This window comes from Kitasatospora arboriphila, from assembly GCF_039528095.1.
In the GTDB taxonomy this organism is placed as follows: domain Bacteria; phylum Actinomycetota; class Actinomycetes; order Streptomycetales; family Streptomycetaceae; genus Kitasatospora; species Kitasatospora arboriphila.
Genome location: NZ_BAAALD010000069.1, coordinates 17,850 through 40,056 on the forward strand (window position 1 = coordinate 17,850; position 22,207 = coordinate 40,056).

At 73.1% G+C, this 22,207-nt stretch carries 20 protein-coding genes; 13 read left to right on the plus strand and 7 right to left on the minus strand.

Annotated elements, in window-relative coordinates; all coding sequences use genetic code 11:
* The first annotated feature begins 7 nt into the window (after positions 1-7).
* Positions 8-433, plus strand: coding sequence for a GNAT family N-acetyltransferase (locus ABD353_RS28230; protein ID WP_344626507.1), 426 nt, complete (start codon positions 8-10; stop codon positions 431-433).
* Positions 434-464: 31 nt separating this feature from the next.
* Here the strand turns inward: ABD353_RS28230 and ABD353_RS28235 are convergent, their stop codons facing one another.
* Positions 465-1,001, minus strand: coding sequence for a helix-turn-helix domain-containing protein (locus ABD353_RS28235; protein ID WP_263107840.1), 537 nt, complete (start codon positions 999-1,001; stop codon positions 465-467).
* A gap of 151 nt (positions 1,002-1,152) precedes the next feature.
* On the opposite strand from ABD353_RS28235, the gene ABD353_RS28240 reads away from it, so the two are divergent.
* The 4 genes from ABD353_RS28240 to ABD353_RS28255 all read left to right on the plus strand — a co-directional run bounded on the left by ABD353_RS28240 (position 1,153) and on the right by ABD353_RS28255 (position 3,152).
* Positions 1,153-1,917: an AzlC family ABC transporter permease gene (locus ABD353_RS28240; RefSeq protein WP_425555268.1), complete on the plus strand. Its 765-nt coding sequence runs from the start codon at positions 1,153-1,155 to the stop codon at positions 1,915-1,917.
* Entirely contained in the window at positions 1,917-2,225 is a 309-nt protein-coding gene (locus ABD353_RS28245; RefSeq protein WP_344626509.1) for an AzlD domain-containing protein, read from the plus strand. Before ABD353_RS28240 ends, ABD353_RS28245 begins: the two co-directional genes overlap by 1 nt.
* An 88-nt stretch (positions 2,226-2,313) precedes the next feature.
* Positions 2,314-2,634: an ArsR/SmtB family transcription factor gene (locus ABD353_RS28250; RefSeq protein ID WP_344626510.1), complete on the plus strand. Its 321-nt coding sequence runs from the start codon at positions 2,314-2,316 to the stop codon at positions 2,632-2,634.
* Positions 2,631-3,152, plus strand: a complete 522-nt coding sequence (locus ABD353_RS28255) for an SRPBCC family protein (RefSeq protein ID WP_344626511.1) — start codon at positions 2,631-2,633, stop codon at positions 3,150-3,152. The genes ABD353_RS28250 and ABD353_RS28255 overlap by 4 nt, the downstream gene beginning before the upstream one ends.
* 99 nt (positions 3,153-3,251) lie before the next feature.
* Here ABD353_RS28255 and bioD read toward each other — a convergent pair whose 3' ends face one another.
* The 3 genes from bioD to bioB are packed head-to-tail and all read right to left on the minus strand — an operon-like array spanning position 3,252 to position 6,534.
* The gene (gene bioD, locus ABD353_RS28260; protein ID WP_344626512.1) at positions 3,252-3,992 is read right to left on the minus strand and encodes a dethiobiotin synthase; all 741 of its coding nucleotides are present in this window, start codon (positions 3,990-3,992) and stop codon (positions 3,252-3,254) included.
* Positions 3,989-5,284 carry an adenosylmethionine--8-amino-7-oxononanoate transaminase gene (locus ABD353_RS28265; protein ID WP_344626513.1) on the minus strand — a complete coding sequence of 432 codons (1,296 nt, stop codon included), beginning with the start codon at positions 5,282-5,284 and terminating at the stop codon, positions 3,989-3,991. Before ABD353_RS28265 ends, bioD begins: the two co-directional genes overlap by 4 nt.
* On the minus strand, positions 5,284-6,534 hold the full coding sequence (gene bioB, locus ABD353_RS28270) for a biotin synthase BioB (protein ID WP_344626514.1): 1,251 nt from the start codon (positions 6,532-6,534) through the stop codon (positions 5,284-5,286). The genes ABD353_RS28265 and bioB overlap by 1 nt, the downstream gene beginning before the upstream one ends.
* A 199-nt stretch (positions 6,535-6,733) precedes the next feature.
* Here bioB and ABD353_RS28275 point away from each other — a divergent pair, with 199 nt between their 5' ends.
* Positions 6,734-7,585 (plus strand): hypothetical protein, encoded by an 852-nt coding sequence (locus tag ABD353_RS28275; RefSeq protein WP_344626515.1) that lies wholly within the window; start codon positions 6,734-6,736, stop codon positions 7,583-7,585.
* 174 nt (positions 7,586-7,759) lie between these two features.
* On the opposite strand, the gene ABD353_RS28280 is transcribed toward ABD353_RS28275, so the two are convergent.
* Positions 7,760-10,303, minus strand: coding sequence for a DEAD/DEAH box helicase (locus ABD353_RS28280; protein ID WP_425555269.1), 2,544 nt, complete (start codon positions 10,301-10,303; stop codon positions 7,760-7,762).
* A 318-nt stretch (positions 10,304-10,621) separates the two neighbouring features.
* On the opposite strand from ABD353_RS28280, the gene ABD353_RS28285 reads away from it, so the two are divergent.
* From ABD353_RS28285 to ABD353_RS28300, 4 genes are all read left to right on the plus strand, one after another.
* Complete coding sequence (locus ABD353_RS28285) at positions 10,622-11,464, plus strand: nitrilase-related carbon-nitrogen hydrolase (protein WP_344626517.1); 843 nt, start codon at positions 10,622-10,624, stop codon at positions 11,462-11,464.
* A gap of 11 nt (positions 11,465-11,475) precedes the next feature.
* The gene (hydA, locus tag ABD353_RS28290) at positions 11,476-12,876 is read left to right on the plus strand and encodes a dihydropyrimidinase (RefSeq protein ID WP_344626518.1); all 1,401 of its coding nucleotides are present in this window, start codon (positions 11,476-11,478) and stop codon (positions 12,874-12,876) included.
* A gap of 7 nt (positions 12,877-12,883) precedes the next feature.
* A complete protein-coding gene (locus ABD353_RS28295; RefSeq protein WP_344626519.1) occupies positions 12,884-13,900 on the plus strand; it encodes a TIGR03842 family LLM class F420-dependent oxidoreductase in 1,017 nt (338 codons plus the stop codon).
* Positions 13,901-14,035: 135 nt separating this feature from the next.
* Positions 14,036-15,541, plus strand: a complete 1,506-nt coding sequence (locus ABD353_RS28300) for an NCS1 family nucleobase:cation symporter-1 (RefSeq protein ID WP_344626520.1) — start codon at positions 14,036-14,038, stop codon at positions 15,539-15,541.
* A gap of 142 nt (positions 15,542-15,683) precedes the next feature.
* Here the strand turns inward: ABD353_RS28300 and ABD353_RS28305 are convergent, their stop codons facing one another.
* Together ABD353_RS28305 and ABD353_RS28310 are read right to left on the minus strand one after the other, a co-directional pair.
* Positions 15,684-18,044: an FxsB family cyclophane-forming radical SAM/SPASM peptide maturase gene (locus ABD353_RS28305; protein ID WP_344626521.1), complete on the minus strand. Its 2,361-nt coding sequence runs from the start codon at positions 18,042-18,044 to the stop codon at positions 15,684-15,686.
* 6 nt (positions 18,045-18,050) lie between these two features.
* Positions 18,051-18,329, minus strand: coding sequence for a hypothetical protein (locus ABD353_RS28310; protein ID WP_344626522.1), 279 nt, complete (start codon positions 18,327-18,329; stop codon positions 18,051-18,053).
* Between the two features lie 190 nt (positions 18,330-18,519).
* Here ABD353_RS28310 and ABD353_RS28315 point away from each other — a divergent pair, with 190 nt between their 5' ends.
* The 3 genes from ABD353_RS28315 to ABD353_RS28325 all read left to right on the plus strand — a co-directional run bounded on the left by ABD353_RS28315 (position 18,520) and on the right by ABD353_RS28325 (position 22,087).
* Positions 18,520-18,978, plus strand: coding sequence for a hypothetical protein (locus ABD353_RS28315; protein ID WP_344626523.1), 459 nt, complete (start codon positions 18,520-18,522; stop codon positions 18,976-18,978).
* On the plus strand, positions 18,975-21,161 hold the full coding sequence (fxsT, locus tag ABD353_RS28320) for an FxSxx-COOH system tetratricopeptide repeat protein (RefSeq protein WP_344626524.1): 2,187 nt from the start codon (positions 18,975-18,977) through the stop codon (positions 21,159-21,161). The genes ABD353_RS28315 and fxsT overlap by 4 nt, the downstream gene beginning before the upstream one ends.
* A gap of 125 nt (positions 21,162-21,286) precedes the next feature.
* A complete protein-coding gene (locus ABD353_RS28325) occupies positions 21,287-22,087 on the plus strand; it encodes a VOC family protein (protein WP_344626525.1) in 801 nt (266 codons plus the stop codon).
* Positions 22,088-22,207 lie beyond the last annotated feature (120 nt).

Sequence of the window (22,207 nt, forward strand, 5' to 3'; positions counted from 1 at the left end):
GGGGCGCATGACCGACATCGCGATCCGTACCGCGCGCCCCGACGAGATCCCCGCCCTGCTGGCCTTCTGGGGCCGGGCCGCCGAGGGGGCCAGCATCACCGACGACGAGGCCGGGGTCGCCCGGCTGATCGAACGGGACCCGCAGGCCCTGCTGGTCGCCGAGCTGGACGGGGTGCTCGCGGGCACCGTGATCGCCGGCTTCGACGGCTGGCGCTGCCACCTCTACCGGCTGGCGGTCGACCCGGAGCTGCGCCGCCGCGGGGTCGGCGGCGCGCTGATCGCGGCGGCCGAGGCGAGGTTCGCCGAGCTGGGCGGCCGCCGCGCCGACGCCATGGTGCTGGAGCACAACGCCCTCGGCCAGGGGGCCTGGGCCGGCGCCGGCTACCGGCGCGAGGAGCAGTGGCGCCGCTGGGTGCGCCCGCTGGCGGGCTGAGGCCCGCGGGGCGGGGCAGCCGGCCGTCCGGTCAGACGTGCTCCATGGTGAGCGTCGCCGTGGTGTCCGGCTCCAGCGCCTCGAAGACGTGCGGCGCGTCGCCCGGGTAGGCGATGTAGTCGCCCGGGCCGAGCTCGACCGGGGCCGCGGCCGGGCCGACCAGGGCCCGGCCGGTGCCGATCACCACGTGCTCCACCGAGCCGGGCAGGTGCGGGTCGGAGCGGCGGACGCCGCCCGGCTGGGCGTCGATCCGGTAGATGTCCCGGCGCGCGTTCGGCGGGCAGGACGCGAGCAGGGTGGCCGCGTAGTCGGCCCGCTCGGACCAGGTGACCGGGCCCTCGCCGGCCCGGACGATGCGGACCTGCGGCCGCGGCGGGTCGACCAGGCGGCTGAACGGCACGTCGAGGGCGGCGCCGAGTGCCCACAGGGTCTCCACGCTCGGATTGCCGGCGCCCGCCTCCAGCTGCGAGAGCGTCGACTTGGCGATGCCCGCCCGGCGGGCGAGCTCCGCCATGGAGAGCCCGGCCCGCTCCCGTTCGCGGCGGATCGAGGCGGAGATCAGGGCGATCAGATCGAGGGAGGACCGGTGTCCGCCCGGTGCCGCCGCACCGTCCGCAGGGACGCTGTCCACAGGGTCCACGTGTTCGCTCCAGACTGCTGTCCGTTCGGCTTGACGAACGCCGAAGTTGCTGTTCATTCTAATGGACATGCGTTCGGCAATGCGAACACTCGATCGCGGCACGCTCCGCGACATCGCCCTGGTCTGTCTCGCCGACGCCCTCGTCGGCGCCTCCTTCGGCGCGATCGCCGTCTCCGGCGGGCTGCCGGCCTGGGTGCCGGTCGCCATGTCCCTGCTGGTCTTCGCCGGCGGCTCGCAGTTCGCCGCGGTCGGCGTCGTGCTGGCCGGCGGCGGCCCGATCGCCGCGGTGGTCACCGGCCTCGTCCTCAACGCCCGGCTGCTGCCCTTCGGCTTCGCCGTCGCCGACGTGCTCGGCGGCGGCTGGCGGGCCAAGCTGCTCGGCGCCCAGATGCTCACCGACGAGTCCGCCGCGTTCACCCTGCTGCAGCGCGACCCGAAGGCCCGCCGCGCCGCGTTCTGGATCTGCGGCGTCGCCCTGTTCGCGGTGTGGAACATCGCCGTCCTGCTCGGCGCGATGGCCGGCGGCGCCATCGGCGACACCGACGCGCTCGGGCTGGACGCGGCCTTCCCCGCCGTCCTGCTGGCCCTGGTGCTGCCCTCGCTCGCCGACCGGTCCGTCCGCAACCCGGCCCTGGTCGGCGCCGTGGCGGCGGTCGCCGCCACGCCCTTCCTGCCGGCCGGCCTGCCCGTCCTGCTGGCGCTGGTCGCGCTCGTCCCGGCCGCCCGGGCCGCGCTGCGCCGCACCCCGACCCGCGTGCCCGGGCCCGAGCTCGAAGCCGACCCGGAGCCCGAGTCCGGGCCCCTGTCCGGATCCCGTCCCGAACCGGTGGGGGAGGCCCGCTGATGCCGTTCTTCGCCATCCTGCTGCTCGCCGCCGGCACCTACGGCTTCCGCCTCGCCGGCCCGGTGCTCCGCGACCGGCTGCACCTCTCCGAGGCCCTGGAGCGGCTGCTCTCCACCGCCGCCGCCGTTCTGCTGATCGCCCTGGTGGCGACCGCGGCCCTCACCCAGGGCCAGGGCTTCGCCGGCTGGGCCCGGCCGGCCGGGGTGCTGGTCGCCGGCGTCCTGGTGCTGCGCCGGGCGCCCTTCCCGCTGGTCGTCGTGGCGGCGGCCGGGACGACCGCCGTGCTCCGGCTCTGCGGCGTCGCCTGACCGCGCCGCCTGACCGCGTCGACGCAGCGGCCCGGAAGCGGGCGCGCCCCGGTAGACATGTGACCAAATGGTCACCTATCCTGGAGGCGTGTCCGACGACGACCTGGTGTTCAAGGCGCTGGCCGACCCGACCCGCCGGTTCCTGCTCGACCTGCTCTTCGCCCGAGACGGGCGGACGCTCACCGAGCTGGAGTCGGAGCTGGAGATGTCGCGGTTCGGCGTCATGAAGCACCTGCGCGTGCTGGAGGACGCCGGCCTCGTGGTGTCCCGGAAGTCGGGCCGCGAGAAGCTCCACTTCCTCAACCCCGTGCCGATCCGGCTGATCCACGACCGCTGGATCGACAAGTACACCGAACGCCACGTGACCGCTTTGACCGAGCTCAAGGCAGAGTTGGAGAAGGATCCATGAGCGGGACCGACAGCGCGGCGACCACCCAGGTCTACCGCGTCTACATCAAGGCCGCCCCCGAGAAGGTCTGGGACGCCATCACCAAGCCCGAGTGGACCGACCGCTACGGCTACGGAGGCCTCACCGACTACGACTTCACCCCCGGTGCGCCCTACCGCACCCTGCCCGGCCCGGCCATGGTCGAGGGGGCCAAGGCGATGGGCTTCCCCGTCCCCGAGACCGTCGTCGACGGCGAGGTGGTCGAGGCCGACCCGCCGCGCAAGCTGGTGCTGACCTGGCGGATGGCGATGGACCCGCAGCTGGCCGCCGAGGGCTTCACCCGGGTCACCTACGAGCTGGCGGAGAAGGACGGCTCCACCCGGCTCACCGTCACCCACGAGCTGGCCGGCGCCCCGCAGCTCGCCGCGCTGGTCAGCGGCGCCCACGACGACGAGCAGATGGGCGGGGGCGGCGGCTGGAGCTGGGTGCTCAGCGACCTCAAGTCGCTGCTGGAGACGGGCAAGACGCTCGCCCAGTGACCGTGTCCCCGTGAGCGTGTCCCCGTGACCGCCACCCCGTGACCGCACGCCGGTGCGGGCGGGCCCCCGCCGGGAGCCCGCCCGCACCGGCACGCGCCGCTACCGGCCCGGTGCGGGTACCGCGTGCGCGGCGGTGAAGGCGTCCGCGTCCCAGCTGCCGCCGAGCGCCGGGGCCAGCGCGGCGCGGGCCGCCGACACGAAGGGCCCACCGCCCACCGCGGCACACCCGGCGGGCAGCGCCCCGAGCAGCGGAGCGCCCGAAGCCACCGGCAGGTCGGCGAGGTTGCAGCGCATCGCCAGGTCCGGCTCGTCCGGCCAGGCGCCGATCACCACACCGTGCAGCCGCAGCCCGCGGGCCGCCAGGGCCTCCGCGGTCAGCGCCGTCGTGTTGAGGGTGCCCAGCCCGGCCGTCGCCACCACCAGCACGGACGGCTCCAGGCCGAGCCCGGCCGCGGCGAGCGCCATGTCGGCGAGGGTGTGCCCGTCCTCGTCGTAGCGGACGAGCAGCCCGCCCGCACCCTCCACCAGCACCAGCGCGTGGTCCTCCGCCAGTTCGGCGACGGCCTCCGCGACCTGCTGCGGGTGGACGGCGGGCAGGCCGGCCCGCCGGGCCGCGGTGTCGGGGGCGAGCGGCTCGGGGTAGCGGGCCAGCTCGCGGACGGTGAGGCCGCGCCCGGTGAGCCGGACCACCTCGGCCACGTCCCCGGCCTCCGCGGGGGCGACCCCGGTCTGACCGGGCTTCAGCACGGCCACCGGCCCCCGGGCGAGGGCGGCCACCGCCGCCGTGACGACGGTCTTGCCGACCTCCGTCCCGGTGCCGGTCACGAACAGCACGCTCATCCGGCCACCGCCGCGGCCGCGACACCGGCGGCGATCCGCGCGAGGTCCTGATCGTCCGTCACGTAGGGCGGCATCGTGTAGACCATGTCGCGGAAGGGCCGCAGCCACACGCCCTCGCGCGCGGCGGCCTCGGTGGCCGCCGCCATGTCGACGGGGTGGTCCAGCTGGACGACGCCGATCGCGCCCTGCACCCGCACGTCCAGCACGCCCGGGGCGTCCGCGAGCGGCGCGAGCCCGGCGGACAGCCCGGCCTCGATCCGCTTGACCTCCAGCTGCCAGTCCTGGCCGAGCAGCAGCCCGATCGAGGCGTTGGCGACGGCCGCGGCCAGCGGGTTGCCCATGAACGTCGGACCGTGCGCCAGCACCGGCACCTCGCCGCGGCTGATGCCGTCGGCGACCTCCGCGGTGCACAGCGTCGCGGCCATCGTCAGGTAGCCGCCGGTGAGCGCCTTGCCCAGGCACATCACGTCCGGCGACACCCCGGCGTGGTCCGCCGCGAACAGCGCCCCGCTGCGGCCGAAGCCGGTGGCGATCTCGTCGAAGACCAGCAGCACGCCGTGCTCGTCGCACAGCTCGCGCAGCAGCCGCAGGTAGCCGGGGGAGTGGAAGCGCATCCCGCCCGCACCCTGCACCACCGGCTCCACGATGATCGCGGCCAGCTCGTCCGCGTGCTGCGCGACCAGGTCGGCGAGCACACCCGCGTACGCCTCGTCGAGCGGCGCGTCGAAGCCGGCCGGCGGCTCCGGGACGAACAGCTGACGGGGCAGCACGCCGCCCCACAGGTGGTGCATCCCGCCGTCCGGGTCGCAGACCGACATCGGGTGGAAGGTGTCACCGTGGTAGCCGCCGCGCCAGGTCAGCACCCGGCGCTTGGCCGGGCGGCCGACCGACTGCCAGTACTGCAGGCACATCTTCAACGCCACCTCGACCGCGACCGAGCCGGAGTCGGCGAGGAAGACGTGCCGCAGCGGCTCCGGCGTGATGTCGACCAGCGTCGCCGCCAGCCGGACGGCGGGCTCGTGGGTGAGCCCGCCGAACATCACGTGGCTCATCCGGCCGAGCTGCTCGCGCACCGCCTCGTCCAGCACCGGGTGCCGGTAGCCGTGGATCGCCGCCCACCAGGAGGACATGCCGTCGATCAGTTCCCGGTGCCCGCCCGCCGGCCCGGCGAGCCGCAGCCGCACCCCGGACGCGGACTCCACCACGTACGGGGTGACGGTGCCGGGCATGGGCCCGTACGGGTGCCAGACGTGCGCCCGGTCGAGGCCGAGCAGGTGCTGGACGTCGGCCATCAGGCGTTCGGGGCCAGCTCGGTGCCCGCGCCGCGGCGGCGCACCCGCACCAGGTCGGTCCGGGCCTCGTCCGAGGACTCCGCCTCGATCAGGGCCTTCGCCTCGGCCCCGGCCTCCGCCGGGGCCTCGGTCGCGGCCGGCTCGGCGTGCCCGCCGCACGGGCCGCAGCCGCCGGTGCCGCACGCGTGCGCCTCGGTGCCGCAGGCCGAGGCGGCGGCGCCGCCGCAGCCGCCCGCGACCGCGTCCGCGCGGTGCCGGGGCAGGGTGCGCTCGCCCGCGCCCTCCACGGTGAAGCCGGCGTCCTTGATCATGTCGAGGTCGGCCTGACCGGCCTGGCCCTCACTCGTCAGGTAGTCGCCCAGGAAGATCGAGTTGGCGATCTCCAGGCCCAGCGGCTGCAGCGAGCGCAGGTGCACCTCGCGGCCGCCGGCGATCCGCACCTCGACGTCCGGGCAGACGAAGCGGACCATCGCCAGGATGCGCAGGCAGCGCTGCGGGCTGAGGTTCCACTCCTGTGCCAGCGGCGTGCCCTCGAACGGGATCAGGAAGTTGACCGGCACCGAGTCCGAGCCGAGGTCGCGCAGCGCGAACACCACGTCGACCAGGTCCTCGTCGCTCTCGCCCATGCCCGCGATCAGACCCGAACAGGCCGACAGGCCCGCACCGTGCGCCTTCTGCACGGTGTCCACCCGGTCCGCGTAGGTGTGGGTGGTGGTGATGTCGCCGTACGTCGCCTCGGAGGTGTTGAGGTTGTGGTTGTACGCGTCCGCGCCGGCCGCCTTCAGCCGCTCCGCCTGGTTGTCGGAGAGCAGGCCCAGGCAGGCGCACACCTCGACCTGTGCGTCGGCGTCCTTGATGGCGGCGATGGTGTCGGCCACCCGGTCGATGTCACGGTCCGTCGGGCCGCGGCCGCTGGCGACCAGGCAGACCCGCTTCGCGCCGCCCGCGAGGCCCGCGGCGGCCGCCTCGGCCGCCTGCTCCGGCTTCAGCCAGGTGTACTTGAGGATCTCGGCCTTCGAACCGAGCCGCTGCGAACAGTACGAACAGTCCTCCGGGCAGAGACCGCTCTTCAGGTTCACCAGGTAGTTGAGCTTGACCCGCCGGCCGAACCACTGGCGGCGGACCTTGCCGGCGGCCGCGACGACGTCCAGGAGTTCGTCGTCCGTGGTGGCGAGGACGGCCAGCGCCTCCTCCCGGGTGGGCAGTTCCCGGCGCAGGCCCTTGGCGGTGAGGGTGTCGAGCAGATCCATGCGCTTGATCCTGCCCGTGCCGCGTCGCCTTCCGCCAGAGGGAACCCGCCAGAAGATCCGCTCGGCGGTGTGCGAGTTGTCACAGTGCCGCCGCAGACGGTAGTGGCGCAGGTCACGTACGCCCCCTTCGTGCGCGTAGCGCCCCTGTGGCAGGGCCCTCCCTCCGGGCCGGACCGATCACCTGCTTAGAATCTCCCGCATGACCACGCAGGGGGAGCCCGACCAGACCGCGGCCGGACACGACGGCGGGACGACCGCCGAACCGCGCCGGCACGGACCGGGCCGCCGCCGCACCGCTCTGTGGTGCGCCCTCGCCGTCGCGGCGGTCGCCGTCGGCTGGGTGGTCAGCCGGCCCAACCCCGGCGACCTCATACCCGGCCTCGGCAGCACCAGCGGCCAGTCCAAGAAGTACCAGCCGGCCCCCGGCCTCGCCTCCGAGCAGCCGCTGACGGAAGCCCAGAGCTTCACCGCCGAGCACTACTTCCCCGGCCAGCACACCGTCGACCAGAACGGCGTCCAGGCCCACCGCACGGCCGCCCGCGAAGGCACCGACTGCACCGAGATCCTGCTCGACCGCGAGAAGAACCCGCTGAAGGACACCGGCTGCCAGGCGTACGTCTCCGTCGGCTACACCAACGCCGACCAGCAGGTCGTCAGCAGCGTGACCGTCCTGCGCTTCGCCGACGAACAGAGCGCGCAGAAGGCCCGTCAGGCACTCGCCGACCCGGCCGTCCTCGCCTTCCTCACCGCCGAGTCCGCGGCGCCGGCGCCGTCCCCGACGCCCTCTCCGACCGCGACGGGCAGCCCGGTGGCCGCCGTGTCCGGCGCCGCGAGCGCCCCGGCCGGGACGACGCCCTCGTCTCCCACCGCGACCACACCCCCGCCGAAGCCCGCCGGCGTCGCCCGGGTCGAGCCGGTCGGCCACTACCTGACCGTCACCGTCTCCCGCTACACCGACCAGCGCACCACCCTCGCCCCCGGCGACCAGACCCTGGACAAGGCCACCCGCGCCCTCTCCTACACCGCCCGTACCCCCTTCCTCTGGATGTAGGAAGAACCCCTCCGGGGGGCAAGCCGAAAGGGGCGCGGAGAACCGCGCGATCCGGATGCGGCGAACTGCACAGAACCAGGGGCAGCCCCGGTTCGTACAGTGCACCACTCCCGCATCGCGCAGTTCCCCGCGCCCCTGACTACCCCCCCGAGGTGCTTCCCCCGGGAGGGGCCGTCAGCCGCCGAGGCGGTTGACGGCGGTGACGCGGAGGACGGCGCGGCCCTCCTCGTCGGAGCCGAAGAGGTCGACCTCGGCGGAGACGCCCCAGTCGCGGTCGCCCGCCGGGTCGTCGAAGATCTGCCGGACCCGCCACAGGCCCTCGTCCTCGACCTGCTCGATCATCAGCATCTTCGGCCCGCGGGCGTCCGGCCCCGTCCCGAGGTCGTCGTACTCCTCCCAGTACCCGTCCATCGCGTCGGCCCAGCGGTCGCCGTCCCAGCCGTACTCGCCGTCGAGTTCGCCCAGCTCGTCGTAGTGCTCGAGCGCCGCGAGCTCCACCCGGCGGAACATCTCGTTGCGCACCAGCACCCGGAACGCCCGCTCGTTCGCGGTGACGGGCGCCGGCTTCTCGTCGAGCCGGACCTCGGCGGCCTCCGGCTCGGTCGGGTTGGCGAGCTGCTCCCACTCGTCGAGCAGCGAGGAGTCGACCTGCCGGACGAGTTCGCCGAGCCAGGCGATGACGTCCTTGAGGTCGTCGGTCTTGATGTCGTCGGGGACGGTCTGCTCCAGCGCCTTGTAGGCGCCGGCCAGGTACCGCAGGACGATGCCCTCCGTCCGGGCGAGCTCGTAGAAGCCCACGTAGTCGGTGAAGGTCATCGCCCGCTCGTACAGGTCGCGGACGACGGACTTGGGCGCCAGCGGGTGGTCGCCGATCCACGGGTGCGCCCGCCGGTACACCTCGTACGCGTGGCCGAGGAGCTCCTCGAGCGGCTTCGGGTAGGTGATCTCCTGGAGCCGGGCCATCCGCTCCTCGTACTCGATGCCGTCGCGCTTCATCTCGCCGACGGCCTCGCCGCGCGCCTTGTTCTCCTGGGAGGCGAGGATCTGCCGGGGGTCGTCCAGGGTCGCCTCGACCACGGAGACGACGTCCATCGCGTACGAGGGGGACTCCTGGTCGAGGAGGTCGAAGGCGGCCAGCGCGAAGGTGGACAGCGGCTGGTTGAGCGCGAAGTTCTCCTGGAGGTCCAGGGTGAGGCGGACGCGGCGGCCCTCGGCGTCTGGTTCGTCGAGCTGCTCGACGACGCCGCCCTCCAGCAGCGAGCGGTAGATCGCGATGGTCGAGCGGATGTGGCGGCGCTGCGCTGCGCGGTCCTCGTGGTTGTCGGTGAGGAGCTTGCGCATGGCGGCGAAGGCGTCGCCGGGCCGGCCGATGACCGAGAGCAGCATGGCGTGGCTGACCTTGAACCGGCTGACCAGCGGCTCCGGGTCGGCGGCGATGAGGCGTTCGAAGGTCTCCTCCGACCAGCCGACGAAGCCCTCGGGGGCCTTCTTGCGGACGACCTTGCGGCGCTTCTTCGGGTCGTCGCCGGCCTTGGCGAGTGCCTTGTCGTTCTCGACCACGTGCTCGGGGGCCTGCGCGACCACCTGGCCGACGGTGTCGAAGCCGGCCCGGCCGGCCCGGCCGGCGATCTGGTGGAACTCGCGGGCCCGCAGCACCCGCACCCGCTGCCCGTCGTACTTGGAGAGCGCGGTGAAGAGCACGGTGCGGATCGGCACGTTGACGCCGACGCCGAGGGTGTCGGTGCCGCAGATGACCTTGAGCAGGCCGGCCTGGGCGAGCCGCTCGACCAGCCGGCGGTACTTCGGCAGCATGCCGGCGTGGTGCACGCCGATGCCGTGCCGGACGTAGCGCGAGAGGTTGCGGCCGAACTTGGTGGTGAAGCGGAAGTTGCCGATCAGGGCGGCGATGGCGTCCTTCTCCGCCTTGGTGCACATGTTGATGCTCATCAGCGACTGCGCCCGCTCCACCGCCTCCTTCTGGGTGAAGTGCACGACGTACACCGGCGCCTGCCCGGTGGTGAGCAGCTCCTCCAGGGTGTCGTGCAGGGTGGTGCGCCGGTACTCGTAGAAGAGCGGCACCGGGCGGGTCGCCGAGCGGACGGCCACGGTCGGGCGGCCGGTGCGCCGGGTGAGGTCCTCCTCGAAGCGGCGGACGTCGCCGAGGGTGGCGGACATCAGCAGGAACTGCACCTGCGGCAGCTCCAGCAGCGGGATCTGCCAGGCCCAGCCGCGGTCCGGCTCGGCGTAGAAGTGGAACTCGTCCATGACGACCTGGCCGATGTCGGCCCGGTCCCCGTCGTGCAGCGCGATCTGCGCGAGCACCTCGGCGGTGCAGCAGATGATCGGCGCGGTCGGATTGACGCTCGCGTCGCCGGTCATCATGCCGACCTGTTCGGTGCCGAAGATCTTGCAGAGGTCGAAGAACTTCTCCGAGACCAGGGCCTTGATGGGCGCGGTGTAGAAGGTCCGCTTGCCCTCGGCGAGCGCGGCGAAGTGCGCGCCGGCGGCGACCAGGCTCTTGCCGGAGCCGGTCGGGGTCGCCAGGATCACGTTGTTCCCGGAGACCAGCTCGATCAGCGCCTCCTCCTGGGCGGGGTACAGCGTGATGCCGCGGTCGGACACCCACTCGGCGAAGGTCTCGAACAGGGCGTCGGGGGTGGCGGGCTTCGGCATCAGGTCCAGGAGGGTCACCGGCCTATCTTGCCTGCTCCGGATCATCCCGGGCAAAGCCCTTCCCCGCCCGGCCGCCGCCCGGCCGTCGTTCGACCCCTGCCCGGTCGCCGTCCGGCTGCCGCCCGGCCGCCGTCCGACCGCCCTGCGGGGCCGCGCCGGAAGCGGCGAATTCATCCATCATCCCCATCGGAAACCCCGGTGTAACCCCGACGGGCGCCATTCGTCATCCGGATCCGATTTACATCCGATCATGGTTTCGCCGCGGAACGCACAACACGGGAGAGCGTTACAGCGTGGTACTGCACCTCGGGGTGTGAAACTCCTAATGTCAACGGTCTACACCGACTTCTGCGAGGAGTTGAGATGAGCCGAGTCGTCAGGGCAGCGCTGTTCCAGACCGCCTGGACGGGGGACAAGGAAACGATGGTCGCCGCTCACGAAAAGGCGGCGCGCGAGGCGGCGGCGCAGGGCGCCCAGATCATCGGATTCCAGGAGGTCTTCAACGCCCCGTACTTCTGCCAGGTGCAGGAGCCGGAGCACTACTCCTGGGCGGAGCCCGTCCCGGACGGGCCGACCGTCCGGCGCATGCAGGACCTGGCCCGGGACCTGCGGATGGTGATCGTCGTGCCGGTCTACGAGGTCGAGCAGCAGGGCTTCTACTACAACACCGCCGCCGTCATCGACGCCGACGGCAGCTACCTCGGCAAGTACCGCAAGCACCACATCCCGCAGGTGAAGGGATTCTGGGAGAAGTACTACTTCAAGCCGGGAAACCTCGGCTGGCCGGTGTTCGACACCGCGGTCGGCAAGGTCGGCGTGTACATCTGCTACGACCGGCACTTCCCGGAGGGCTGGCGCGCGCTGGGCCTGGCCGGCGCCGAGATCGTCTACAACCCGTCGGCCACCAGCCGCAGCCTCTCCCAGTACCTGTGGAAGCTGGAGCAGCCCGCCGCGGCCGTCGCCAACGAGTACTACATCGCCGCGATCAACCGGGTCGGCGTCGAGGAGTACGGCGACAACGACTTCTACGGCACCAGCTACTTCGTCGACCCGCGCGGCCGGTTCGTCGGCGACGTGGCCTCCGACAAGGACGAGGAGCTGGTCGTCCGCGACCTCGACCTCGACGCCATCGAGGAGGTCCGCCAGCAGTGGGCCTTCTACCGCGACCGCCGCCCGGACGCCTACGGCCCGCTCACCCAGGCCTGAGAGGAGCGCCCGTGACCCGCACCGTGATCCGCGGCGGCCTGGTGGTCACCGCCGCCGAGGAACTGAACGCCGACGTGCTGATCGAGGACGAGCGGATCGTCGCCCTCGCCGCGGCCGGCAGCAGCGCCGCCGAGTGGACGGCCGACCGGGTGATCGACGCCACCGGGATGTACGTGATCCCCGGCGGCGTCGACGCCCACACCCACATGGAGCTGCCGTTCGGCGGCACCTCCGCCTCCGACACCTTCGAGACCGGCACCCGGGCCGCGGCCTGGGGCGGCACCACGACGATCGTCGACTTCGCCGTCCAGTCGGTCGGCGCCTCGCTCCGCGAGGGCCTGGACGCCTGGCACGCCAAGGCCGAGGGCAACTGTGCGATCGACTACGGCTTCCACATGATCCTCGCCGACGTCAACGACGCCAGCCTCAAGGAGATGGACCTGCTGGTGGGGGAGGGCGTCACCTCCTTCAAGCTGTTCATGGCCTACCCGGGCGTCTTCTACAGCGACGACGGCAAGATCCTGCGGGCCATGCAGCGCGGCGCCGACAACGGCGGCCTGATCATGATGCACGCCGAGAACGGCATCGCGATCGACGTCCTGGTCGAGCAGGCCCTCGCCGCGGGGAAGACCGACCCGCGCTACCACGGCGAGGTCCGCCGCGAGCTGCTGGAGGCCGAGGCCACCCACCGGGCGATCAAGCTCGCCCAGGTCGCCGGCTCGCCGCTGTACGTGGTGCACGTCTCCGCCGCCTCCGCGGTCGCCGAGATCGCCGGCGCCCGGGATGCCGGCCTGCCGGTCTTCGGCGAGACCTGCCCGCAGTACCTCTTCCTCTCCACCGACAACCTCGCCGAGCCCGGCTTCGAGGGCGCCAAGTACGTCTGCTCGACCCCGCTGCGGCCCAAGGAGCACCAGGCCGAGCTGTGGAAGGGCCTGCGCACCAACGACCTGCAGGTGGTCTCCACCGACCACTGCCCGTTCTGCTTCGTCGGGCAGAAGGAACTCGGCCGCGGCGACTTCTCCAAGATCCCCAACGGCCTGCCCGGCGTCGAGAACCGGATGGACCTGCTGCACCAGGCCGTCGTCGACGGGCACCTCACCCGCCGCCGCTGGATCGAGATCGCCTGCGCCACCCCGGCCCGGATGTTCGGCCTCTACCCGAAGAAGGGCACCATCGCCCCCGGCGCCGACGCCGACGTCGTGGTCTACGACCCGAACGCGGAGCAGACGATCTCCGCCGAGACCCACCACATGAACGTCGACTACTCGGCGTACGAGGGCAGGCGGATCACCGGCAAGGTCCGCACCGTGCTCTCCCGCGGCACCGTCGTCATCGACGGGGACAACTACCTCGGACGCGCCGGCCACGGCCGCTACCAGCCGCGCGCCACCTGCCAGTACCTCGACCGCTAGGAGCCCCGTGGACATCGGACTCGTCCTGCAGACCGACCCGCCTGCCCGCCTGCTCATCGACCGGATGAAGCGCGCCGAGGCGGCCGGCTTCACCCACGGGTGGACCTTCGACTCCGTCGTGCTCTGGCAGGAGCCCTTCGTCATCTACAGCCGGATCCTCGCCGAGACCGAGCGGATGATCGTCGGCCCGATGGTGACCAACCCCGCCACCCGCACCTGGGAGGTCACCGCCTCGCTGTTCGCCACCCTCAACGACATGTACGGCAACCGCACCGTGTGCGGCATCGGCCGCGGCGACTCGGCGCAGCGGGTGGCCGGCCGCCGCCCGGCCGGGCTCGGCATGCTCGGCGAGGCGATCAACGCGATCCGCGACCTCGCCGAGGGCCGCACCGTCGAGGTCGACGGCACCGAGATCCACATCCCGTGGGTCAAGGAGGGCTCCCGGCTGCCGGTCTGGATGGGCGCGTACGGGCCCAAGGCGCTGCACCTCACCGGACAGGTCGCCGACGGCTTCATCCTGCAGCTCGCCGACCCCTACCTGACCGAGTGGATGGTCAAGGCCGTCCGCGACTCCGCCGCCGAGGCCGGCCGCGACCCGGCCTCCGTCACCATCTGCGTGGCCGCCCCCGCGTACGTGACCGCCGACGACTCGCCGGAGGCGCTGGCCCACGCCCGCGAGCAGTGCCGCTGGTTCGGCGGCATGGTCGGCAACCACGTCGCCGACCTGGTCTCCCGCTACGGGGAGCACTCCGCGATGGTCCCGGAGGAGCTCACCGCGTACATCAAGGACCGGCACGGCTACGACTACAGCCACCACGGCCGGGCCGGGAACCCGGACACCGCCTTCGTCCCCGACGAGATCGTCGACCGGTTCTGCCTGATCGGCACCCCCGAGCGGCAGCTCGCCAAGCTGGAGGAGCTCCGCGCGCTGGGCGTCGACCAGTTCGCCGTGTACGCGATGCACGACGCGATCGAGCCCACCATCGACGCCTACGGCAAGAGCGTGATCCCGGCCCTCTCCTGACCCGGAGGCGCTCGCCCGACGCCCCGCGCTCCCCTCGCGCACCCGCACCGACCACCCGCACCGACGCACCATCACCTTCCCCGGCGGGCGCCCACACGGCGGGCGCCGGGCCGTCCCCCCACAAGGTGGTAGCCCGTGTCCGCAGCCCAGTCCGTCACCCAGTCCGTGCAGCCCGACGGCCGGATCGAACTCGCCCCCGGCACCGACCTCTCCGACCCCCGATTCGCCAACGACGACCTGAGACCCGTCCCCGTCGCGGAACGCCGCTGGACCACCTACAACTTCCTGGCCCTCTGGGTCGGCATGGCCCACAACATCCCGTCCTGGACGCTCGCCTCCGGCCTCGTCGCACTCGGCATGGACTGGAAGCAGGCCGTCCTCACCATCGCGCTGGCCAACCTGATCGTGCTCGTCCCGATGCTGCTCACCGGGCACGCCGGCACCAAGTACGGGATCCCCTTCCCGGTGTTCGCCCGGGCCTCGTTCGGCCTGCGCGGCGCCAACCTGCCGGCCATGATCCGCGCGGCGGTGGCCTGCGCCTGGTTCGGCATCCAGACCTGGATCGGCGGCGAGGGCATCTTCCTGCTCGCAGGCAAGCTGCTCGGCTCCGGCTGGCAGGACGCCTCCCACGTCGGCGGCTACCCGTGGACGCAGTGGCTGTCGTTCCTGATCTTCTGGGTGATCGAGATGGCGATCATCGTCCGCGGCATGGAGACCCTGCGGCGGTTCGAGAACTGGGCGGCGCCGTTCGTCATCGTCGGCGCACTCGCCCTGCTGATCTGGATCTCGGTGGAGGCCGGCGGCTTCGGCCCGCTGCTCGACCAGCCCTCCAAGCTCGGCTGGGACGGCGACTTCTGGAAGGTCTTCTTCCCCGCCCTGATGGGCATGATCGGCTTCTGGTCGACGCTCTCGCTGAACATCCCCGACTTCACCCGCTTCGGCGGCTCGCAGAAGGCGCAGATCCGCGGCCAGGCGCTCGGCCTGCCCACCACCATGACCCTCTTCGCGCTGCTGTCCGTCCTGGTGACCTCCGGCTCCCAGGCCGTCTACGGCGAGCCGATCTGGGACCCGATCGCACTCGCCGCGAAGATGGACTCCACCGTCGGCATCCTCTTCGCCCTGCTGACCGTGCTGATCGCCACCCTGTCCGTCAACATCGCGGCCAACGTGGTGTCCCCGGCCTACGACCTGTCCAACCTGCTGCCGAAGCTGGTGAACTTCCGGACGGGCGCGGTCATCACCGGCGTGGTCGGCATCGTGATCTTCCCGTGGAAGCTGATCTCCGACCCGCAGATCTACATCTTCACCTGGCTCGGCGTGGTCGGCGGCATGCTCGGCACGGTGGCCGGCATCCTGATCGCCGACTACTGGATCGTCCGCCGCACCGCCCTGGAACTCGCCGACCTGTACCGCCCGCACGGCGCCTACTGGTACGCCGGCGGCTGGAACTGGCGGGCCGTCACCTCCCTGGTCGTCGGCGGCCTCCTCGCCGTCGGCGGCTCCTACGGCGGCCCCTTCCCCGCCGACGGCCTGATCCCCTTCCTCAAGCCGCTGGCCGACTACGGCTGGGCCGTCGGCTTCGCCTCCTCGCTCGCGCTCTACACCGCCCTGAGCGCGGGCACCCGCAGACCGCCACGATGACGGCGGGGGCGGGGCGGCCGGACGTCCGGCCGCCCCGCCCCGTCTCAGTCGCCCGCCGGACAGGCGCAGGGAGGTCTCGGTCCTGGACGCCTTCGGCGATATCGACAAAGAGTCCGATCGGAGCGATCGCCGCCACCCAGGCTCAACGGCCGTGCCGTACCTCCGTCGCCCTGCCGAGGGCTTCGGCGGTCGGGCCGAGCGGCAGCACGAGCCAGGGCTCGAGGGCCTCCTGCATCCTCTCGGTGAACCGTCGACCCGCCGGGGTGAGGGCCTGCGACGCAGCCAGTGTGGTCAGGCCCTGACACGTGCGTGTCCGCCAGACGGCCAGGCGCAGGCGTGCGGTGTCCGCCGGGCCGCCGCCAGCGACCTGGCCCGACCCTGCGCGGGCACCCCAGAACTCGACCACGGCCAGGGCGCTGTGGGCGTCCGCCAGCAGGCTCTCGGGCGGGCAAGGCACCGAACGCCAAGGGGACGGCAACCGGACTCCGTCCGCCGGTGCACACAGCGCGTGCAAGTCCAGGACACCGTGGAAGGTGACCGTTCGGAACCCGCGGACGATCCGCGCGGCGAGCGTCGTCCCGTCGGCCGCCAGCGGCAGGGCCAGGGCGCCGTACGCGTGCCGGGCGGCGGCGTGCACCTGCCGCCCGCCGGCGTTCGGGACCAGGGGTGTGAGCGTGCGGAGCCCGCCGGCGACGGCCCGGGCCGTGGAGGGCAGATCTGCGCGGATAACCTCCCAAGCCTGCCGCAGCGCCCCGGTCCAGGAAGCCAGTGCGGTGGGACCGAGGCGCTGCGCCACCGCGCGGCCGTGGCATTCGCGCTCCGGATCGGAGTCCTCCAGGGCGGGGCCCCAGCCCTCCGCCCCCGCGAGCCGTCGCCGGGGCTGCCAGAGCGCCGTACCGCGGTGGCGGTCACCGAGAGCGATTCCCGCCACCGTCACACCTGCCTGGTCCCTTCGTACGACGGCGCGGCCGCCTCCGTCCACCACCATCCGGCCGACGGTCGGGAGGTGGACCGCTCCGCGGCGGACAGCGACCTCGATCTCGAAGTCGCAGCCGGCCCGCACGGCCGCGGCCGCCGCGACCGCGGCGAGCACCGCAGAGGCCGCGCCCGACCCGTCCTGCAGCCAGCGGACCGCCCAGGCACGTACGTACGGGTGGCGCAGCACGGCGTCGACCGCTTCCGGAGCGGTTTGGTCGAGCACGGTCAGAAGCTCCCACGGCTCGGTGTCACCGACCCGGGCCGCGCCGGCGAGCAGACGGCGGGTCAGGTCGAGCTGGGCCGCGTCCAACCGTCGCTGTGTCGTTCCGCCGACCGGGCCGCGGGCCAGCTCGTCCAGTTCCCCGTCGGTCAGGACCGGCGCGGGCGGAGGCTCGCGGGTGGTCACGGTGGGTGCTCCGGTGCGCCGTGCGAGTCCGGTCACGAGCTCCTTCAGGTCTGCGCAGTAGACGGACGGGTTGTCGAAGCCGGACCCCGTCCGGTAGCGGTGTGCGTACAGCCCGCCGCCGCAGGCGTGCACCACCGGGCAGGCGCGGCATGTCGTGCAGAGGCCGCCCGATCCGGCCTGACGTAGGGCGATGCCCGGGTGGGCGGCCGCCTCGTCGAAGCTGTGGCCGAACACGTCGAGGCCCGTCGCCGGTGCGCCGTCGAAGGCCGTCTTCAGACTGTCCGCCTGTTCGATGCTGCCGTCGGTTTCGACGACCACCAGGTCAGCCGGATCGAGGCCGAACGCCTCCGTCCGGCTGGTCTGCCCGATCAAGGTGCGGCGGACGGACTCGAAGACGCGGATGCGCACAGGGCGGCCGGCCGCCTCCCACCGGTCGTGCACGGTGAGCATCCAGTCGGCGTAGGGCGTTGCCGAACCGTCGCCGGCCGGTGGGCTGTCCCAGGTGGCATGTGGAAGCAGGAAGTCGCAGGAGGGCGGCTCGAGTTCGGCCAGCGCGTCGAAGACCGCCACCGGGTCGTTCGCCACGTCGACGGTGCAGAGCAAGCCGGTGTAGAGGTGCCGGAACCGGGGGCGGCGCAGCAGAGCGATGGCGGCGAGCACGCCGGTGTGACTGCTCCGGCCGTCGGCGTACCGCCGGTGCCGGTCGTTGGCGGTGCGGTCACCGTCGACGGAGAGCCCGACCCCGACGCCCAACTGGTCGAAGAGCGCGCAGAATTCCTCGTCGAGCAGCATGCCGTTGGTGTGAATCCGTAGATCCAGCCCGCAGCCGGGCGGAAGGGCGTTGCGGAGTTCCTCGCAGACCCGGCGCAGCCGGGCGGGACCCGCGAGGAGGGGCTCGCCACCGTGCAGGACGACGTGGACGGTGCGGAGCCGGTGACGGACCGCGTGCTCGGCGATGCGATGGGAAGTCCTGCGGAGGACATCGTCGGGCATGACCGTCGGTTGCCGTCGCCAGCCGCTGTCGGCGTGCGTATAGACGTAGCAGTGGTCGCACGCCAGGTCGCAGCGGCTGTGCACCTTCAGGACGAACTGCCGGAAAGGAGCCGGTGGCCGGTGCACGGGTCGTCAGTCGTCGCCCTCGGGCTTCGGCTCCCCACCGCCAGTATCACTGTCGCCCGACTCGCCGCCTCCCTTGTTCCTGCGGCTCCACTCCTCGTCCCCGCCGCCGCCGGAGTTGAAGGCCGAGACGATGCCCCGGTCGTGGTCGATGTCGGGAAGGATGCGCTCGAGCGGGGCGATGAGCGCATGTGGCCCGAGGGCGGCCAGATCGGCCAGTGGCGTCCTGTTCGGGGGGAGGGCCTGGGGCGGAGTATTCGGAGGTCTGCCGTCGAACGGAACGGTCATCGTGTCTCCCCTTGTCTCGGTGGGGACGGAACGACGGAACGCCCGGTACCGGTCCGGGCCGTGCGCACTGGCCACCAATGTAGCGGCCGGAGGCAGCAGCCGTCCCGGCTTCCGGCAAGCGCGGTCCGCTGCCCGGGACACGCCGCGGTCACTGGTCGGGCCGCGCTGCGGACGCTACCGTCGAAGCGTCATGTCGCTTGTCCACAAGGGGGATCGGGTGCTGGCGGAATCACTTGCGGCGCTGGCCGCGGCAGGCGGTGCGGCGGTCGTCCAAGCCGCGGGCACGGATGCCTGGGAGGGCCTGCGGAGCCGCCTGGCGCGCTGGTTCGGGCGCGGCGACGTCCAGCGCGAACGCGCGGCCCTGGAACGTCTGGACCGGACGGCGGAGGCCTTGGCGGCCGCGGGTCCGGACGAGGAAGCGATCAGGCGTACGTCCGCCCGGCACGAGGCACTCTGGCAGGCCCGGCTGGCGAGCCGGCTCGATAGCCTCGGGGAGGACGAACGAGAAGCATCGGTACGGGACTTGCAAGCACTGCTGCCCGGCGGCAACGCCCGCGGCGCCGTCGGCGGCAATACCTTCCACGGCCCGACCGCCATCCAGACCGGGGACTTCGGCCGACAGGAGAACCACTTCGGCCGTGACGCGTGACCGCACCGTCGCCGGCACCGTCCGGTGACCCGGTCCGTTCCGGCGGCGTCTTCTCCGGGCCGACGGCGATCCAGACCGGCGACCACAGCGTCCAGCACAACCACTTCCATCCGGTACCCCGGCCGATGCCCCGCCAGATCGGCGTCCTCCCCAGGAGAGCCGACTGCTACCAGTACCGGGCGGAGATCCGGGTCCTGGAGGAGGCCCTGGACGGCGGGGGCACTGCCGTGCTGGGCCAGGTCGTCACCGGCATGGGAGGCGTCGGGAAGACACAACTCGCCGCCCACTACGCCCGGCAGGCCCAGGCCGGCGGGCGGCTGGACCTCCTTGTCTGGATCACCGCTGCCACCCGCACCGCGGTGGTCGACGGCTACGCCCGGGCCGCCGTGCAACTCCTGGATCAGGACCCGGGCGATCCGGAGGCTGCGGCGCAGGCCTTCCTCGCCTGGCTCGAGGCGCCAGTGACCGCCGCACTGCGCTGGTTGGTCGTACTGGACGACCTCGCCGACCTCGCCGACCTGCGCGACCTGTGGCCGCCGGAGAGCCCGTCCGGACGGATCCTGGTCACCACACGGCGGCGCGACGCCGCTCTGGTCGGTTCGGGCCGTCGACCGGTCGCCGTCGGACTGTTCACCGTGGACGAGGCGGTCGAGTACCTCGGCGCCGTGCTCGCCGTGCACGGTCACCGGGCCCCGGCCGAGGACCTGGCGCAGCTGGCCGAGGACCTGGGGCGGCTGCCCCTCGCGTTGTCCCAGGCCGCGGCGTACCTCGTCGATGCCGGACTGGACTGCCGGACGTACCGCCGCCTGCTCGCGGACCGCGCCACCGCACTGGCGGACGCCCTGCCTGAGCCGTCCTCGCTCCCCGACGACCAGCGCACCACGGTGGCGGCCGCATGGTCGATGTCACTCGAACGCGCGGATGCGATGCGACCACAGGGGCTGGCACGACCGGTCCTGCAGCTCGCCGCCATGCTTGACCCGAACGGCATCCCGGGCGCGGTGCTGACCGACGATGCCGCCGTGGCCCGTTTCGGCGCGCAGCGCGGCGGCCCGGGCGATGGCGGGGCGACGGCCCAGGAGGTGGTCGGCTCATTGCGGGTGCTGCACCGGCTCAGCCTGATCGATCACGTGCCCGACCACCCGCACCACACCGTCCGGGTCCACCAGCTCGTCCAGCGCAGTGTCCGCGAGGAGGTCCCCGCGCGGGAGCGCGACTCGCTGGCCCGCGCCGCCGCCGACGTCCTGGTGGCGGCGTGGCCGGAGATCGAACGGGACACCGGCCTGGCCGCGGCGCTGAGGGCCAACACCGCGGCGCTGGCCCGGCACGCCGCTGCCGCGCTCGGAGCGCCCGTGACGCATCCGCTGCTGTTCCGGGCAGGCCGCAGTCTCGGCGAGTCGGGCCAGACCGGCGCGGCGGCCGCATGGTTCGACCGGCTCGCCGGCGACATCGCGGACACGCTCGGCCCCGACCACCCGGAGATCCTGACGGCACGCCACGACCGTGCCTTCTGGCAGGCCGAGTCCGGGGACGTGCAGGGCGCGATCGACCTGCTCGGAGAGGTCCTCGGCGAGCGGACCCGCAGGCTGGGTGCCGACCACATCGACACCCTGACCGCGCGGCACAACCTCGCCTGGTGGCGCGGCCGGGCCGGCGACGTGGACGGTGCCATCGCGGACTTCACCGCGCTGATGGCCGACCACCTCCGTACTTTGGGGCCGGACCACCACTACACGCTCACCGCCCGGCACAACCTCGCCCACTGGCGCGGCTGGGCGGGCGATCCGGCCCGGGCGGCGGCGGAGCTCGCCGAGGTGCTCGCCGACCGGGTCAGGCTGCTCGGTCCGGAGCACGTCCACACCCTCACCACCCGGCACAACCTCGCGCACTGGGAAGGAATGGCCGGCGACGCGGCGCGAGCGGCGGCGGCCTTCGCCGACGTGCTGGCGATGCAGACCCGCGTACTGGGCCCGGACCACCCGGAGACCCTCACCACCCGGCACAGCCTCGCCCGCTGGCTGGGGGAGTCGGGCGAGGCAGCGGCCGCGGCCGCGGTGTTCGCCGAGGTCCTCGCGGACCGCGAGCGGGTGCTGGGCCCGGACCATCCCCGGACCCGCGTCACGCGCAGCAGCCTCGCGCACTGGCGGCGGCGGGCGGAGGAGACGACCGACCGGACGCAGTGACCTGCTCCGCCGAACCGCACCCCGCCGCGCTCCGCCCCGGACGGGCCGGTGGGGGTGTGCCGACGGGCGGGGGCCGCCGGGCGCTGGGAGGCTGGGCCGCGGTGGCACTCTCGATGGGAGAAGACGTGATCACTACCGACTTCGTACCCGGCTCCCCCTGCTGGCTCGACCTCGGCGCCCCCGACGTCGCCGCTACGGCCGCCTTCTACAACGCCGTGCTCGGTTGGGAGACCCAGTCCTTCGACGAGGAGGGCGGCGACTTCCGGGCCTTCAAGCACAACGGCAGGATCGTGGGCGGCCTGGGGCCGCTCACCGAGGAAGGCGCCCGTTCGGCCTGGATGCTCTACTTCAAGACCACCGACGTGGACGCCACCGCCGAGGCCGTGCAGCGGCTCGGCGGCACCGTCCGGGTCCCCCCGACGGACGCGGGCGAGGAAGGCCGGATGGCCCAGTTCTCCGACCCGCTCGGCGGACAGTTCGCCGTCTGGCAGCCGATCGGCGACCCCGGCCTGCAGATGGTCGACGACCCGGTCAGCCTCAACTGGACGGAGCTGTACACCACGGACGCCGCGGCCGCCCGCGAGTTCTACGGCACCCTCTTCGGCTGGCAGACCTCGGCCATGCCGCTGCCCGGCGGCGTCGAGGGCACCTACTGGCTGATCACCCCCGCAGGCCTGCCCGAGGACCGGATGCAGGGCGGGCTGATGCAGCTGCCCCCCGAGCACCTGGTGCTCACCGGCGGCACGCCGTACTGGCACCCCGTCTTCGCCGTCGAGGACACCGACGACGCGGCCGCCAAGGTCAAGGCCAACGGCGGCAGCCTCCAGATGGAGCCCGAGGACGCCCCCGGCGTCGGCCGCCTCGCCGTCTGCGTGGACCCGAACGGCGCGGACTTCGTCGTCCTCAAGCCCTCGCCGGCGGTCTGACCGGCGCCCACCCCGCCACCGCGGCCGGCCCGGCACCGCTGCCGGGGCGGCCCCGCGGGGTTGCGGGGGGGGGGGCGGGGGGGGGGGGGGGGGGGGGGGCCGGGGGGGGGCCCGCCCAGG